Here is a 14,867-nt window from a genome sequence, read left to right on the forward strand (position 1 = left end):
ATGAGCAGCTAGAGACTATAATGGTCGTGCTCATATTCTGCCATCACATTGCAGATGCTCATCTTAAAGGCTTTGCCATCCAAGGTGTTATACATCCTGCCCACATAGCAGTTATCCTCCATTTTGAGGTCGCACCGAGCCGTTAACTTGTCCCCAGTATACTCCTTCAGATAGAGGTTAGCGTTCTTGTCCCTGGAACCTGTGATTTTGTACACGACACCTGGGCGCTTGAGGTAGCGATAGGTTCCTGTGATTTGATCTGCTGCATTAGCCTTAAGCGTGAATTCCGCTTGCATCTTACCCACTTTAGCAGGCAGGACATATGTTTCATTTGTGCGCTCCAATGGCACTAGGCCACCCTGGGTCATGTTGGTTGTTAACAACAACAAAGTGGCTGCGGCTGGCAACAGTAGAAATTTTACCATTTATATAGGGGTTCTTGTTGACTATGCAGACAAATTTAAAGATAAAATTATATTTATAGCATTTACGGTATCACAGACATTCCCTACTTTTTAAACTCGTTGAGTGTCAGCATCTGAACATGTCGTTTGAAAACGAGAGGCCTGAATTCTCTTACCTACTCAGTAACGGTGGAGGGTGCTGGAAAGCCAGTCTGTAGGCATACTTTCCGTAGGCTCTTACCCTGAGCTAACCCCTCACATATCTGTCCGGATTTCATCTTTGTAGTGTCTTGCTATGTTTGTCTTTTCTATAAATATTCCCTTCTAGGTTCAGACATGAAAAAACCCAGCCCTTCCGAGGCTGGGTTCGGTACAAGTTCACTATCTGTGCTACTAAGAATCTTTCTTCTCACCAGCAAGTGGAGCCTGAGGTTGTGGAGGATTTGGTCTTATGTACAGGATCTTAGGTGGGGGCACTGCGTTGTGCGATTTTCCCCTTTGACTAGATTTATCAACAGGCTTTTTTTCCATGTTATTTTGTAGGCTTAGGTTGTTGCGGCCTTTGTGGCATCTTCGGTAACACTGAAGGTGCAGGTATACCTCTCACCTCATCAGGCCGAGGTTGAGGGTGATGAGGGGTCGGTTGTTTAGCCATTAGTCTTTACTGTTTCGAAGTAGTAGCACCATTGTCAGTGTTGGGTGTAGGAGCCACATTTGGTGCCGCTGGCCGCTGTGGCATGGCACGAATTGCGGCTGGAGGAGGCATACCCTTAATTAGGTCCGGCTCTTGAGCCTTATTCAGTTGCTGCCCCTGCTGAGGCTGTTCTGGTTTCTGTTCTTGTGGCATGTTGTAGAAGGCTTTGTATGCAAAAGAAATTAGTAAAGCAATGCCGATACCAATGGCATAAAGACAAATTTGATTTAAACGCTTCACCCATTTTCCGGCGGCATTCATCTGGTCATCATGTTCCTTAACAGTATCCTTATCGGCATCCTGGTCATTTTCAAAACTATCTCTGTAGTGCCTGTGTAAGCTCATCGAGCTGTCATAGCTCTCTGTAGCTTTCTTGTGAGAAAACAGGTTGAGAAATAATGTTATCCCAAATGATACCCAAGACCAGAATAGCAAAGGCAAATACTCTTTAGGAGTAATAGCTATAATGTCTTTGAAGAAACCGATGGTGAGTGCCAAACCGCCACCGGCAATGTAAACTATCTGTTTGTCAAATTCTTGACTCGAAAGTTTGTAAGATTCTGTACTAAGAGCCATGCCCTCATCAAGTCTCTTAATAATGACCTCCATCTTCCTCTTATATTCTTCAGGAGTTAACAATGGTTGTTGAGTTACCACCGGTTCTTCAACAGGTTGTACAACCGGCTGAGTCTCCTTAGCAGTCGTTATTTGGCTCTTTCTTTTGGTATTTGCCATGCTCGAAACTATTGAAAACTTAGACCGGAAGCCTCATTTTGCTCAGCAGATTTGTTAGTTCTCTTCTCATGAGCAGTTATCAGTAGATAATCTTGTACCCACTGTAGGACATCAACCTTGTTATTGTCTAAAATGATAATGGCCCAGACTCTGCTGCTAGAATCTAGGCCATTAAGAACGTTTCAGCTTTTCCGTACACGCTCCTTTTCTGTGGTCTTAGGATGCTTTTTTGCGTACTCTTCAGTCGTGATACGACCAGTCTCAGAGTCACGGTAAATTGTTTTCTTTGCGGGAGCAGGTTTTTTTGCCATTGCTTTGAAAGTTAAGCAAATACACGTTTTACTAAAAGCTAAACAAGTTAGTTTCACCTTGCTATTAATATTAGAAAACAATTATACGCCTTATAAATATAGTCACATTTCTAGATTTGCAGTATTCCACTTGATGTGGGGAGTTATTCCCCATTTGGCGTATTCCTCATAGATGGTAGCTATTACCACGTCCCGGTATTCTTCTGTGCAGTAGATAGCGTCATGTATGGGAATGAATTCTGTGATTTTGGCCCCGTAAAGGCTATTAGCAACGCCTTGGAGCATTATCTGAGACTCCAGTAGGCTCAGCTTGCTTGTGAGTAAATAAGGGTCACCTGGGGTCTCGTAGGGTTTAGCCCCTTTGGCCTGTAGTATCGCTTCTGATACACAGGGAAAATACAGGTGGAAAAGGCACCTCCAGGGATGGAACTTGATTTCCTTGGAGTAGAAGACCTTGCCGAAGAATTCCGACTTGAATGTATCCTGGGTAAACTTGAGCCTGTAGTGTACCAGGAGTCCTTTGAGGTAGTCATAGAAGGTACCGGACTCAACGAGCTGGATGAAATGCTCCATATCTGGAGTTAGGGACGAGTAGTTTTCCTTGAGGTAGAGACCGAATAGCAGCGGCTGAGAGTTGCTGATGTCTATTTCCACCATCTTCTTACCTCCTAGCGTCATAAATTGCCGAAGTATTTTGGGGAAACAGGTCAGAATGTGGTAGGCCCTACCCTCTTGGGTATCGGGGAACTCAGGCCTAACCCGGAAACGAGAGGGAGCTTGATAGCGTCCTGGAGAGCATCTACCGCAGTGATCCAGCTAGAATGTATCTCTGTATTCACGCGCCGGTCCTGATTGAGCATCCAGCCCTCCATCTTGCTCTTTACCTTGAGCCTAATCTGAAGTGCTGTATCGCAGAAATCCAGTGCAGCCCCAGCGTCAAGCCTAAGGTGTTTGAGGCTTTTCTTTATCTGCTGGTAGACACCCTGGGTAGTGTTATCCTTTGCTGGAGCCGGTAGCTTAAAGTGCAGGTTAGGTACCCATTGTTTCCAACCCATGGCCAGGACTTCATCTTTGATTTTAGCCAGAGATTTTTTCCTGACTAGGCCCTCATGTGTGGTGATGGTGTACTTGTAAAGCAGGATTTTCCACTCGTACAGGTCTTCTCTGATTTTGTCCACGAACTGGAAGCTCTTGCCCTGGAGCTTACTGTTACCCAGGGCCTTTCTGAGCTTTTTCACGTTGAGCACGACCCAGCCCTTAGGCAAGGTGGTTTCTCTGCGTTTGTGTAGGATATTGGTCAGGAAGTAATGATACTTCCAAAGGTTCTTCTTAGTGAAAACTGGGGTGTATCTGGACTCCAGAAGAGCCTTGAGGCATATACCGTTGAGCTGGTATAGGCGAGGTACTGTCGATGACAAGGGTGAGCATGTTCATATTCTTTCGGTTAGGGTGTTACCTGAGTTTCAAATCAGGTGAGACATCGTTGCGGTTTGTAACGTCAGTAGAGCCATGCTCAAAACCTACCGACTCCGGCCAGCCGTTAATGTCTGCTGGCAGGACAATTCTACATAGTGGCCTAGCTGGTTTCTGAATCGGTTTCTAGGCCACCTGAACCAAACATACCAGCGATTTCTACCCTGAGAAAACAAATCGTAACGGGGTCACGCATTTTGCCCGCCGCACTCAACACAGTTCTAACGTTTAATATTCTCTATTTCTTCTTTGTATACTCTCCTATAGTAGTTCTGTAGTATCATTCTTATACGGACATACTTTCCTGTAGAACCATCACCCTCACGTCTGTACGCCCTTCCCATTCCAATATAGTATGCTTTTGAATATAAATGCATGATAACCAGTTTTTTATACAGAATAAGAATCATTGCACATAGGATAAGCACAGACATAAAAAACCCTGACCTCCGTAGGGAAGTCAGGGCGTGAATAAAGCTGGGCGGAGTTATTTACTCCGATTTTCTGAGGACAACAAATACGTAGGAGTTATGAAGTTGTCCCAAATCATTCTCACCAGAGGAAATGGAAACCTTAACTATATAGTTTTTGCCAGTGTAGTATTCTACCACGGAAGATTCACCGTCATCTGAGGTTTCGACATCCGAGTCCGTCTGCACCATACCATAGCGCGATATTGTCGCCATGATACCCTTATAGGTCTCCAGACGCGCAGTTTGGTATCCTATAGCATACTCACAATTCTTATCCTTGACAAGGTTTACAAATGCTACTGCTCTGTCGCTCTGATTAGACAGAGCGTAGGCCCAGGTCACCGATTGAAATTCGCACCGAGAGGTGATGTCTTCGTCATGTCCCTTAAACACCCATTCACGGGGCAACAATATTCTGTTGATGGCACCTGGGCCTCCTTGCTGCATTGCCAGCAGGTTATCCAGGGTTAGAGCCGCTTGAGCGTAAGATGTTACCGTAGCAAGCGTTAACAGCACGGCAGTAATAGAGAGTACTCGTTTAAGCATAGAAATGGATAGCGGTGAAGAAAAGGCTGTAAAGATATGCCATACAAGCAATTTTGGGACATGAAAAACCCTGACCTCTATCGTGAAGCCAGGGTTATCTATGGTCAACGATTTCTGTAGGCTATTGCCAGGGCTGCTTTCCGCGGCCCGGCAGAGCGTCTAACTCTGCTGCATAATCAGCGGCTGACTTAGGAGCTGGAGGTATAGTGACTCCAACAAGTGAAGCTAATGCTTCTGCTTGCTCCATCAAATCGCTGGTAACCCCTATAATGTAGGGTTCAGCGCCCTCTATTTTGATACTGGCTAACAGCTTATGGCTCATCCATTCGCCCTTCTGCCAGCTAAAGAAGACCGCTTCTAGTTTCGAGGTCTCCAAGGCTAGGTTCGGGAATATCACATCTAAGCCCCTGCCTAATTCGCCATGTAGAGTTGTGAATGTTTCATGGCGCTTTTCAACAGTGTCAAAGGGGACATTGACCTTTGTGCCATCCAAGAGATGTATGGTGAGATTAGCCACTGCATCCTTGCCATGTCGCTCATGCCAGTGCCCCAACAGCGTACTGTAGCCAAAAGTACCCTCCTGGGGCGCATCAGTGAATTCAGTGTACACAATCTGCGACAGGGCCAGCATATTCCCGTTGGGGAGAGTGATGTACCTTTTCATAGGTATCAGGACTAGAGTGAAAAACCAAGTTACCAAGGCCTAGGACTGAAGTAATCAACAAGCCTTTAGAAGTTTTCCACAGCCTGCACTACAGCCAGCGCATACCGGCGACCAGCACCCCTACTCCCAAGGCCAACATGATTGTCCTGGCCTTGAAACCAAACTCCAGCTTGGAGCTGCTGGTAGTGCTGGAATAGGTAAAATCTCATTCTTCACCGGCTACCAGAGCACGAGAATAGTAGTATGATTTGTTGTGGCAAAAGCTAAAGGCGAGCGCAAACGCCGCCACAGTTAGCTCTATTTGAGGGAAGGTTAACTCAACGGCTGTAAAGGCTACCAGGAGCACTGTAGCGAATTCCTCGACAAAGATTAGGTACTCATTCCAGTGGAAGGCATGAGTACCCGTGAGGGACCACCAGACGCCATCCTTGAAACCACTAGCTACTGCATAGAGACAGAGGGTAAGAAATAGTAAAACCACGCCTGTAAGTAAGCTCTGGTCAGAGTTAACTGTAATTAGGTACCAGCCTGACCCTACTACGTTTAGTAATTGACTGTATCCATAATTATGAAACGACCACTGCCTCCGAATTGGAGTTTGGATTATTGGTTGCACCCTGCTACTTTTTAGGACATCCCTCTTTTAACCAACCCAGGGCCTAAGTAACATGACCTCTCTCCCATCGTCAGAAACCTTCAGCGACGTTTGCCTACGTTATCAGGACCGAGTAGCTCAACTAGATGAGCAGGGCCACGCACTACTCCGAGAAGCCCGTGAACTACTCCCTTATTATGAAGGGATGCCTTCGCATTTAACGCAACGGCAAGCACATGATGCGGCCAATCTATTGCGGATGCGAATTATTCCAGCCCTAGAATCTTCGTTCGAAGATGTGTTTAAAAGTTTCACCGCCGACGTGCCGTCAGCATACGATGAAGGCATAGAAGATGAAGACATAGAAATTGAAGGAATGACACCTGCTCAAGCTGAATATAAGTTCGAGGATGGCATCCGCAGGGCCACGGATGTTATTGCCTATAACCGTGCTATGCTCGATTCGCTACAAGCCAAGAAATCAGGTTAGGTTTACGCTCTTCTCTAATCTCAGCCAACCCTACAGTGGCATCTACAGATTTCGACAAGCTCCAGGTCATCATTAACAACGCCGAAATTAATGATGCTATACTTCAGCAGGTCCGTAAGAACATGACACAGGTCACGTTCCTACTGTATGAAGTTTCCACTCTACTGGAGTCTGGTTATAAGCCTGATAAGAAAGAGCGTAAACCACGTGTCGAACGCCCAGAGGGTGGTAAGCGTCCTGGTCGCCCTCGCAAGAACCCCAATGCTTAACAGCCTTTAAAGTCAAACCCTATACATCATAAGGCCTTGTTTCATAATTGAACGAAGGCCTTATTTTATTCTCACAATCAATTTAAGCAAATTCAAAAACAATGAAATTAATTAATAAATTATTTTATCCAAAAATTATATTCATACTAATAACCATTATATTAGCTACAATATTTATCGATTTAATTAAAATTAATTTTGAAACAATCATAACAAATATTATAGTTATTCCGTTCTTGTCAAAGGCAAAATCAACACCATTAAACGACATTTTATTTATTTTATTATTTTTATTATTATGCTTATACATTCATAGGCTAAATGTTGTTAAAAAACCTGATTATTATTTAGCAACAATACCAAGTATAGCTTTTTTATTGACATATATATATTATAGAATTTATTCTGCAACATGGAACTTCACCCCATTTGCACTCTATAATAAAATAAGGTATTTTGATATACTGCCATCTATAGCAGCATTCTATTTTCTCGCAATTCTTATTAACATTTTTTTTAAAAACATCAATACTTCCACACAAAACACCCCTAGTACAAGACCTTTAATACTCAGCAACGACGAACCATTAGCCACTTCATCTGGTGACGAATTAGGATACGGAGAATACGCCAATGTATTATCATCAGCCATCAATCAAAATAAGTTCAAAACTTCATTTGCTATAGGAATAAATGGACCGTGGGGCACAGGAAAAACCTCGTTTATAAATTTAATATCGCATAATATAGATAAAACGAATAACATTATAATAAACTTTTCACCTTGGAACAGCACAACACCAAAGGATTTAATACGAGACTTCTTTGATACAGTTCAAGAATCGCTAACCCCTTATCACAGTTCTTTGCCGTATTTACTCAGCAAATATTCTAACAAACTTGTAAATCTTCATGAAAATTCATTTACAAAAATCGCAAATAACTTGATCAAAAATGCATCTAACAACGAATCAATTAATAGCATTCATAATAATATAAACAAGTCATTATCTACTATTAACAAGAAGTTAATAATCGTTATCGACGATATGGATAGACTCGATAAAGATGAAGTCATAGAGGTTATTAGATTAATTAGAAATACCGCTAATTTCAATAATACATATTTTATTGTTGCATATGATAGAACTTATATAACAAAGGCAATTGAAAAACATAATATACATAACAAGGATTTATTTTTAAATAAAATATTTCAAATAGAAGTCAACTTACCTTATTACAAAGGCGACGCACTAATAAACAAGTTAATCAATCTCTTAAATTTAGCTTTCCCAGGGGAGGAAACATATTTCCGAGATGGAATTTATGGAAAATCACTTGTCAGAGAACCTATATTGATTCAATCATGGCTAACAAACATGAGAGATGTTACCCGTTTAGCAAACTCATTAATCATTAACCTCAATCTACTTTTGAAAGAAGTAGATTTATACGAATTTATTCTATTAGAGATATTACGCTTAAATTTCCCTGACATTTATCAGTTACTTTACAAACAGAGATTTACATTTTTAACTACTAAAGGTTTTGACAACCAGAAATACACATTAGCAACAGTCAACAGGAATAATGATGAGTTTATATTGGAAAAATATTTATCCAACAACAGTGAGTTGTTATCCATAGACGCTCAATCAATAAGCAAAGCAATGGAATTAGTAAGAGCAATATTCTTAGATTCCAATTTTAGTTTTGACAAAAAAACTAGACTGTCAATAACACGCCCTAGTAAATTTGACCGTTACTTTGCTTACAGCTTACTCAATGGGAGTCTATCTGAAATAGAATTTGACAATGCTAGGGCAAAAACACAAAAAGAATTTAACACACAAATAGACACTTGGATAGAAAACAATCTAGTTGAAGAATTAAAAAATAGATTCTCAGAAATCAGCGACTTTGATAATAAGGAAGATTACGAAAAGACAATTAGAGGAATATTTCACATGGCATCCAAAGAAAAAATTTCAAAAGAATCAGATATTTTTAGAGATGTTAAAATAATAGATTTCAATAGAGACAAGCTGGTAAACTTATTAGATAATTATGAAAATTCCATCACTAATAAATTATATAAAAACAACACATTAAACATTGAGTACAATAAATTCATTTTCTCATTATTTGATAAAGCCAGTTTTCCGTACTTATTTGAATCATTTGTTTTACACACAATCAAAGAAAGAAAACCAACGCTACCAATTAGTCCAGATGATATTAATGAATTTCTAATTGGATATTTAGAAAAATATTGTTCTGAGCCAAGAGATTTAGAAACAGCAGGTTGGCTTTACAGAAATTGTATTAATTACAAAAATGGCAAGCAGACAGATTATCCATTAGAAGCTGTCAATATTTATAAAAATTATTGTATAAATATTGCCCTTGATGACTTTATAATAGACGTAGTCTATCATTGGAGCAGCGATTACAATAAATATTTAATAGGAACATATGCAGGGAGATTTTATGGAGCTTTGATAGCCTTATAACCAACATAAAAAACAGCAAAAGCACTAAGAGGAAATTCCTGCCAGAGTTTCTACAGTTTTACGACGCATTTGCTAAAAACGAATTCAAACCGGTTGAATTTCTTTTTAATACAATCCCAATTAAGAGTATTCCATACTCAACCAAAGACGAAAACTCTACAGACTAATCTTATCCTTAAACACTTCTGCCTGCTGACGCTTGCTTGTCTAGCTTATCTACAAATATGAAGTACCTGCTTGCTTAAGCTTAAAGTTTAATAATAACAAAGGCTGAGATAGTTTTTAGTCTTTTTCACAAGACTTAAAAAAACTGAAATCCATCGGGAAGCCAGGGTTATCTATGGGCACCGGTTTCTATAAGGTGTTTCTATTGTGAATAATCCTCAGGGTTAGGCCGAGTACCATATGCTTCTCTAGCCATTTCACCGGCTGTCTTAGGTTTCTCAGGTAGGGTCATCTTGAACCAAAAAGCCAAGTCTTCTGCTTGCTTCAGCGTTTCGCTGGTCACATCTATCAAGTAAGGTTCGGCACCGGCTACCTTGATGCTGGCGACTAGCTTATATCCACCCCAGTCGTCTTTCTGCCAGCTAAAATGCACCACCTGGATGTTATGAACATTCAGGGCAAGATTAGGAAACACGGGTATCGTCTCTGTGCTCAACATGTCTTCAAGCTCTCGGAAGTGGTCACCACGGTCCTTAACCGATGTGAAAACACAGTTGATCTTTGAACCATCTAAGAGAGTCAGAGCAATGATAGCCACGGTATCAGCTCCATGTAGTTCCTTCCAGTGCTTTAGCCTTACACCGGCATCGTAGGCATCATAGCTGTCCGCATCATTAGCCTCATCAGGCATGTTGCTTGTTTTAGCCTGTGCAAGCTGAGACAGGTTGAGCATGTTCCGGTGGAGAGCTTAATAAATCCAGGCATAAGTATCCTTGTTAAGATGGAGAACCAAGTTACCTAGGCCTATGGCGGAAGCAATTAACAAGGTTTCAGAAGTTTTCCACATTCTATTCGGACATAAAAAAACCCTGACTTCAGGTAGAAGCCAGAGTTAACATTCAAAAGCTGCTTACTGCTACTCGTCTTGCTTGTGCTCCAGAATCCTTGGTAGATACACCAGAAACATCAAGTAAGAGCAAAGTGCTGCATGTATGCCGCAGAGCAAGAATATTGGTGCTGTCGTTTCGTCCAGAGACTTTTCTAAGACTTTAATCACCTTATCATGAGCCTGGGAGTCAAGGTTCGCCTCACGTAAATTTAGTATCGTTACAGTGCTAGTCATAGACGATGACAAGTTAGCTATTGCCACTATCGTCAAGAGTATGGTGCCACTTATGCTAATCCATTTTGCGACTTTCCGGAACCCCCTAGGGTGTGTATAAGCCATCCAGCCCAAAGCTGACACAATTGCCAGCGCCAAGCCGACTAGAAGTTCTGTCATCTGGCTACCGCTTAATCGTTTTGTACCCTATCTGAGCACCTTGGTACCCCTTGGCAATTTCCTCTGCCACGGTAAAGCACTGCTTACCCCAGGTCAGGTTGCTCTTGGCCCAGAACATGTGCTCAGTCATGCGATTCACGTTGTTGTAGACGATTTCTGCATCACCAGTCAAGGTGAGCAAGGTACCAGCTACTGCAGGTGAAGCCACGGCCTTGAAAACGAACGCCGTGTTATTGGTTGTGATACCGCCACCGACAATATTATGCTCTATTACCATGTAGCCTAGGTCATTGTCCAGGCTCTTTACTGAGTACCCAGCCAGCACCATTGATCGGGCAATTTCCTTCAAGGCCACATTGGCGCTATCAGTGGTCTGAATCACGATAGTATTAGTGCCCTTCATAGGCTCTGCTGTAGCTCCTACAATGCTGGTAATTGATACCGAGGCTATAGTTTGAACGTAGTCAGTGGCCGCAGAACTAGCTAAAATCAGGGATAGGAATAGTGCTTTCATAATCACAGAAACTTTAGATTGCTAAACGTTGAGCCATATAGTCGAAGTTATGATCGTCATCCGTGAAGCGAATCTTGATTTCACCTTGTAACATATCTTGTTTAGTTACTGGGTCATGATAGAAGACAGTGATTTCCAAATAGGAATCTTTACCACTCCTACTTACACGCTGATTTTGTAAGGAACCCTGTTGAGTGATATGTGGAGTGTAAGTTTTCTTGAACTGATTCAACAAGTACAGCTTGTCTGCTGGGGAATCATCTGCTGGCACATTGTACACAAAATCACGTGGAGTCTTGTACCTATCGTCTGTGAGGTTGGGCATATATTGGGAGAGTTAGTAGAGAAGATTCTATTTCCACAGGCCTGGTTCAGCCTTGAGAATGCTAACGGTGGCCGCAGCAAGATTGTCCTGGGGAACCTATCCAAAGTTTTTAGTCAATGACCATGAATATGTTATCGCAGCCATAATAGATACGCTCTTGATGAATACCTCCCACCGTATGACTTTAGCAAGGTTAAGTTCAAAGAGCTTCCAGCGAACCACAATTAAGTTAATAGTATGACAAAACCCTGACCTCCATTAGGAAGCCAGGGTTATCAATAAGCCTTAGTTCATCTAGGCTTGCTGCCTTTGCGCCTCAAGGCAGCAAGCATCGAAACAAGGGTCTTCAGGTTGGAAGTATATTGTCATTTGTGCAATCTTATGCACGACATTGCCATTGTCATCTATCTCGTTCAAGGCGATTTCTACCTGAGGGGCACCACTCGGACTCGGATTTGAGCATATGGCAAGCAAAAATCTATTTTCAATTGCTTGCTGAGGATGATAGCTCTTGAACTGAGCTATTAAGTCTATTTTTTCTGCACAGGCTATGTGAGGAGGCACATTGTAATTGTATGTTCCAGGGCCAAACGGGGTGAAGAAGTCTTGAAGGTTAGCCATTTTCGATGATTAAAGTGGATGGACACATTCAGCGACGACTATACGAAAGGTTACCACATAAGGCTGAGCTATTTTTGGTTATTTCCACAGGCCTAGTTCAGCCTTGAGGATGGTAACGGCGGCCGCAGCTAGCTTATCCTGGGCCACATGTCCGAAGTTCTTAGCCTCATAGTCTCTGAGCGTAGCCGCAGTAGCCAGCATGACGCGCTTGAATAGAGCTTCGTCCGTACCGATGAAATCCAGCACATCCTGTATCTGATTAGGCTTCAGCAAAAGCTTCTGGAGCCTCGTCATGACCTTCTGATGCTGATCGGACAAAGGAACTACTGTTGTTCTCTTAGGTGGCTTAGAAGCTGGTTTTCGACCTTTTTGACTGCCTTAGGCTTCACCTCAGTACGGGGTATAGTGAATACCACCGATATTACCTTCCGACTGGTTTTCTTTTCCTCTAGGCCAATATCCCAGCCACCGTTTTGCTTGAGTTCCTTAAGACAGGCCTGGAGCACATACCGCTTGAAATCTTTATACATGGGGTACGTCTTCCGATTCAAATAGGAGCTGGCGTATCTCATAGATACTAATTTCCTTGCGGTCCAGCGATTCCCAGGATCTCAGGTACAAATAGTGCTTATGGTGAGTTAGGGTTCTTAAATGTCAGTTAGCGTAGTCGCTCGTAAAACTACTAATTCTGCTAAGCCCAGATTATGTTTTGCTTAGTAGATAACTTCTTGGATTAGCCTAGGCAAACATGATACAGATGCGACCCACCCCCAGCGGCCGGGTTTTCGCATTTTAAGGCCCCTCTAGGTCACACAGAAATAGTTAGCTTATAGCAAATCACTATTCTATGAAACTAAGCACTTCCTTCAGTGGTGCGCTACGCACGTTTACCTACTTTATGACTAGTGGCAGCCACTACATGCTGCCGGGCATAAACTACCATGAATTGTATGGGGAAGAGCCTAGTGTATTCGAGCAGGTATACGCCATCTATGCTAACGTCATTGAAATAGACGAGAATGGCCTAGTGTTGAATGGGAAATACGCAGAAAAGCGAGCCACCGATTACCTCCGCTCTTATTGCGATGAATCATTTGAGGTAGCCCCGCCTTATGAGGATTGGGAGTTAGCATTACATTAACCCCCACCCTTGCATGACAACGACGCGCACTAAGACATATCCCAATCGTAGCGCATTGAAAAAAGTCTGATTGAGATATGTCCAGGCCACGAACGTCTGCTCAGAAGGGAATCATAAGCCGGTACCGGCGAACGTCGATTCTAGGAGGGCTATTTTTTTCTACTTGCACTACTAGAATCAACCAAATCTCTGTACCCTACCCCCTAAACTCTGTACCCTACTTCGATGATAGTGGTACAGAGCTGACGGCAATAGTGGTACAGGCCAATAGTAGACAAATGCCCCTAGAGTTCATAAACAGCCCCTATTACTTGAAAAAGGGCATAAAAAAAGGGCGACCACGAGCCGCCCCCTTTTCCACAACCAAAACACCTAAAAAACTATTCTTTCAGAACTAGGCCTTGCAACTATTGGGCCAAAAAGCTGGCCCTTAGGACCAAAGCCGTTCCAATTGAACAGTTCAAAGTGTCTACACTACTAAGAGGCGGGGTAGGCACCTAAAGGTTGCAGGGCAGATAAAAAAAATCTGTTGTTACCTCAAAATGCCACCCACTCCCGTAGTGTATAAGACAATATAAGCTATTCCCTATTTTAATCAAAGCTACAGATCAGGTTATCTGTGCCGTAACAGTATTTATGTTTTGCTGTATTGCCTGCTTTCTGGCGTCAAGAACTTGTTTGGTTGGTAATTAGGCCGAATACATAGCTACAGTTGTAGCAGAATACGAGTCCGTGACAAGGATTTTTTCAGCCTGATTTCTGAGTCCCTGGATCGAGGTCGTACTTTGCGGAGTATTTGCCCAATCTGCACTGCCCCGATTGGGCCACTTAGCTTCACTCTACCTTCTTACCCGATATGGATGCTCCTAACCCTGATTTCATGCGCGAAGCTATTCGCCTTTCTATTGACAAAATGCAAGCTGGCCATGGTGGTCCTTTTGGCGCCGTAGTGGTTAGAAACGGGGAAATAATTGCGCGGGGCTTCAATCAAGTTACCAGCACCAACGACCCGACCTGCCACGCCGAAGTCGACGCCATCCGGAAAGCGTGTGCCACGCTTGGCACTTTCCAACTAGAAGACTGCGACCTGTATACCAGCTGCGAACCGTGCCCCATGTGCTTAGGTGCCATCTATTGGGCCCGCCCCCGGCGTGTTTTCTATGGTAACACCAAGCAAGATGCAGCAGCAATAGGCTTTGATGATGAGTTCATCTACAAAGAGCTGGAAAAGCCACTAGCAGAACGACAGATTCCGATGATTGAACTTCTCCGAGACGAATCTGCAGCAGGATTCAAAGCGTGGGAGCAGCATACAGCTCGCACCAAGTACTAAAGAATAATTAATAAAATATCATATAATCAATTTAATAAAACTCGATGCTACACCTAAGTAGCATCGAGTTTTGTTTTTTTTAACTAAAAATCATTTATCTGCGTACGATGAAACTCTTTGTTACAATTTACCAGTTGAACCGTATCAGAAAGAGCAGAGGGTAATTTTTAGTATAATTCTAATATTAAGTTTTGCGGCAGCTACGTTTACTTTTGTTAGCACTTGTGTGGTTCACAAGCGCCAACTGCTTTGCACAATCTGGTGACTGGAATCCAAGTGGAGCAAATACCTCCTACCCTCGCACATTACTACGGCA

General features: G+C 42.6%; 18 protein-coding genes. 5 read left to right on the forward strand and 13 right to left on the reverse strand.

Going from position 1 to position 14,867, the window contains the following annotated elements:
• Positions 1 to 8: 8 nt before the first annotated feature.
• From VI25_RS05705 to VI25_RS05735, 7 genes are all read right to left on the reverse strand, one after another.
• On the reverse strand, positions 9 to 425 hold the full coding sequence (locus VI25_RS05705; protein WP_045688154.1) for a hypothetical protein: 417 nt from the start codon (positions 423 to 425) through the stop codon (positions 9 to 11).
• A 155-nt stretch (positions 426 to 580) separates the two neighbouring features.
• Entirely contained in the window at positions 581 to 682 is a 102-nt protein-coding gene (locus tag VI25_RS28830) for a hypothetical protein (RefSeq protein ID WP_410503427.1), read from the reverse strand.
• Positions 683 to 1,065: 383 nt separating this feature from the next.
• Positions 1,066 to 1,833, reverse strand: a complete 768-nt coding sequence (locus tag VI25_RS05710; RefSeq protein WP_045688155.1) for a hypothetical protein — start codon at positions 1,831 to 1,833, stop codon at positions 1,066 to 1,068.
• A 413-nt stretch (positions 1,834 to 2,246) separates the two neighbouring features.
• On the reverse strand, positions 2,247 to 2,822 hold the full coding sequence (locus VI25_RS05715) for a hypothetical protein (RefSeq protein WP_045688156.1): 576 nt from the start codon (positions 2,820 to 2,822) through the stop codon (positions 2,247 to 2,249).
• 29 nt (positions 2,823 to 2,851) lie between these two features.
• Positions 2,852 to 3,562, reverse strand: a complete 711-nt coding sequence (locus VI25_RS05720; RefSeq protein ID WP_045688157.1) for a hypothetical protein — start codon at positions 3,560 to 3,562, stop codon at positions 2,852 to 2,854.
• Positions 3,563 to 4,108: 546 nt separating this feature from the next.
• Entirely contained in the window at positions 4,109 to 4,636 is a 528-nt protein-coding gene (locus VI25_RS05730; RefSeq protein WP_045688158.1) for a hypothetical protein, read from the reverse strand.
• A gap of 121 nt (positions 4,637 to 4,757) precedes the next feature.
• Complete coding sequence (locus VI25_RS05735; RefSeq protein ID WP_152981506.1) at positions 4,758 to 5,267, reverse strand: hypothetical protein; 510 nt, start codon at positions 5,265 to 5,267, stop codon at positions 4,758 to 4,760.
• A gap of 701 nt (positions 5,268 to 5,968) precedes the next feature.
• On the opposite strand from VI25_RS05735, the gene VI25_RS24610 reads away from it, so the two are divergent.
• The 3 genes from VI25_RS24610 to VI25_RS05760 all read left to right on the forward strand — a co-directional run bounded on the left by VI25_RS24610 (position 5,969) and on the right by VI25_RS05760 (position 9,170).
• Entirely contained in the window at positions 5,969 to 6,385 is a 417-nt protein-coding gene (locus VI25_RS24610) for a hypothetical protein (protein ID WP_152981507.1), read from the forward strand.
• Positions 6,386 to 6,420: 35 nt separating this feature from the next.
• Positions 6,421 to 6,654, forward strand: coding sequence for a hypothetical protein (locus tag VI25_RS25040; RefSeq protein WP_045688162.1), 234 nt, complete (start codon positions 6,421 to 6,423; stop codon positions 6,652 to 6,654).
• A 101-nt stretch (positions 6,655 to 6,755) separates the two neighbouring features.
• Positions 6,756 to 9,170: a P-loop NTPase fold protein gene (locus tag VI25_RS05760; protein ID WP_072144757.1), complete on the forward strand. Its 2,415-nt coding sequence runs from the start codon at positions 6,756 to 6,758 to the stop codon at positions 9,168 to 9,170.
• A 367-nt stretch (positions 9,171 to 9,537) separates the two neighbouring features.
• Here VI25_RS05760 and VI25_RS05765 read toward each other — a convergent pair whose 3' ends face one another.
• From VI25_RS05765 to VI25_RS28835, 6 genes are all read right to left on the reverse strand, one after another.
• Positions 9,538 to 10,068, reverse strand: a complete 531-nt coding sequence (locus VI25_RS05765; RefSeq protein WP_045688165.1) for a hypothetical protein — start codon at positions 10,066 to 10,068, stop codon at positions 9,538 to 9,540.
• A gap of 553 nt (positions 10,069 to 10,621) precedes the next feature.
• Entirely contained in the window at positions 10,622 to 11,020 is a 399-nt protein-coding gene (locus VI25_RS05775; RefSeq protein ID WP_152981508.1) for a hypothetical protein, read from the reverse strand.
• Between the two features lie 124 nt (positions 11,021 to 11,144).
• Entirely contained in the window at positions 11,145 to 11,456 is a 312-nt protein-coding gene (locus VI25_RS05780) for a hypothetical protein (RefSeq protein WP_045688168.1), read from the reverse strand.
• Between the two features lie 294 nt (positions 11,457 to 11,750).
• Positions 11,751 to 12,077: a hypothetical protein gene (locus tag VI25_RS05785; RefSeq protein WP_045688169.1), complete on the reverse strand. Its 327-nt coding sequence runs from the start codon at positions 12,075 to 12,077 to the stop codon at positions 11,751 to 11,753.
• A gap of 78 nt (positions 12,078 to 12,155) precedes the next feature.
• Positions 12,156 to 12,395 (reverse strand): hypothetical protein, encoded by a 240-nt coding sequence (locus VI25_RS05790; protein ID WP_045688170.1) that lies wholly within the window; start codon positions 12,393 to 12,395, stop codon positions 12,156 to 12,158.
• A 5-nt stretch (positions 12,396 to 12,400) separates the two neighbouring features.
• Positions 12,401 to 12,649 carry a replication initiation protein gene (locus VI25_RS28835; RefSeq protein ID WP_045688171.1) on the reverse strand — a complete coding sequence of 83 codons (249 nt, stop codon included), beginning with the start codon at positions 12,647 to 12,649 and terminating at the stop codon, positions 12,401 to 12,403.
• A gap of 275 nt (positions 12,650 to 12,924) precedes the next feature.
• On the opposite strand from VI25_RS28835, the gene VI25_RS05800 reads away from it, so the two are divergent.
• Positions 12,925 to 13,218: a hypothetical protein gene (locus VI25_RS05800; RefSeq protein WP_045688172.1), complete on the forward strand. Its 294-nt coding sequence runs from the start codon at positions 12,925 to 12,927 to the stop codon at positions 13,216 to 13,218.
• An 856-nt stretch (positions 13,219 to 14,074) separates the two neighbouring features.
• The gene (locus tag VI25_RS05805; protein WP_045688173.1) at positions 14,075 to 14,551 is read left to right on the forward strand and encodes a nucleoside deaminase; all 477 of its coding nucleotides are present in this window, start codon (positions 14,075 to 14,077) and stop codon (positions 14,549 to 14,551) included.
• Positions 14,552 to 14,867: the final 316 nt, after the last annotated feature.

The sequence above is a fragment of the Hymenobacter sp. AT01-02 genome, from assembly GCF_000961955.2.
In the GTDB taxonomy this organism is placed as follows: domain Bacteria; phylum Bacteroidota; class Bacteroidia; order Cytophagales; family Hymenobacteraceae; genus Hymenobacter; species Hymenobacter mucosus.

What these genes read in the sequence shown, in the direction of transcription:
- VI25_RS05705 (WP_045688154.1), bottom strand. Translation starts at nt 425, where the DNA reads ATGGTAAAATTTCTACTGTTGCCAGCCGCAGCCACTTTGTTGTTGTTA.
- VI25_RS28830 (WP_410503427.1), bottom strand. Translation starts at nt 682, where the DNA reads ATGAAATCCGGACAGATATGTGAGGGGTTAGCTCAGGGTAAGAGCCTA.
- VI25_RS05710 (WP_045688155.1), bottom strand. Translation starts at nt 1,833, where the DNA reads ATGGCAAATACCAAAAGAAAGAGCCAAATAACGACTGCTAAGGAGACT.
- VI25_RS05715 (WP_045688156.1), bottom strand. Translation starts at nt 2,822, where the DNA reads ATGACGCTAGGAGGTAAGAAGATGGTGGAAATAGACATCAGCAACTCT.
- VI25_RS05730 (WP_045688158.1), bottom strand. Translation starts at nt 4,636, where the DNA reads ATGCTTAAACGAGTACTCTCTATTACTGCCGTGCTGTTAACGCTTGCT.
- VI25_RS05735 (WP_152981506.1), bottom strand. Translation starts at nt 5,267, where the DNA reads ATGCTGGCCCTGTCGCAGATTGTGTACACTGAATTCACTGATGCGCCC.
- VI25_RS24610 (WP_152981507.1), top strand. Translation starts at nt 5,969, where the DNA reads ATGACCTCTCTCCCATCGTCAGAAACCTTCAGCGACGTTTGCCTACGT.
- VI25_RS05760 (WP_072144757.1), top strand. Translation starts at nt 6,756, where the DNA reads ATGAAATTAATTAATAAATTATTTTATCCAAAAATTATATTCATACTA.
- VI25_RS05765 (WP_045688165.1), bottom strand. Translation starts at nt 10,068, where the DNA reads ATGCTCAACCTGTCTCAGCTTGCACAGGCTAAAACAAGCAACATGCCT.
- VI25_RS05775 (WP_152981508.1), bottom strand. Translation starts at nt 11,020, where the DNA reads ATGAAGGGCACTAATACTATCGTGATTCAGACCACTGATAGCGCCAAT.
- VI25_RS05780 (WP_045688168.1), bottom strand. Translation starts at nt 11,456, where the DNA reads ATGCCCAACCTCACAGACGATAGGTACAAGACTCCACGTGATTTTGTG.
- VI25_RS05785 (WP_045688169.1), bottom strand. Translation starts at nt 12,077, where the DNA reads ATGGCTAACCTTCAAGACTTCTTCACCCCGTTTGGCCCTGGAACATAC.
- VI25_RS28835 (WP_045688171.1), bottom strand. Translation starts at nt 12,649, where the DNA reads ATGAGATACGCCAGCTCCTATTTGAATCGGAAGACGTACCCCATGTAT.
- VI25_RS05800 (WP_045688172.1), top strand. Translation starts at nt 12,925, where the DNA reads ATGAAACTAAGCACTTCCTTCAGTGGTGCGCTACGCACGTTTACCTAC.
- VI25_RS05805 (WP_045688173.1), top strand. Translation starts at nt 14,075, where the DNA reads ATGGATGCTCCTAACCCTGATTTCATGCGCGAAGCTATTCGCCTTTCT.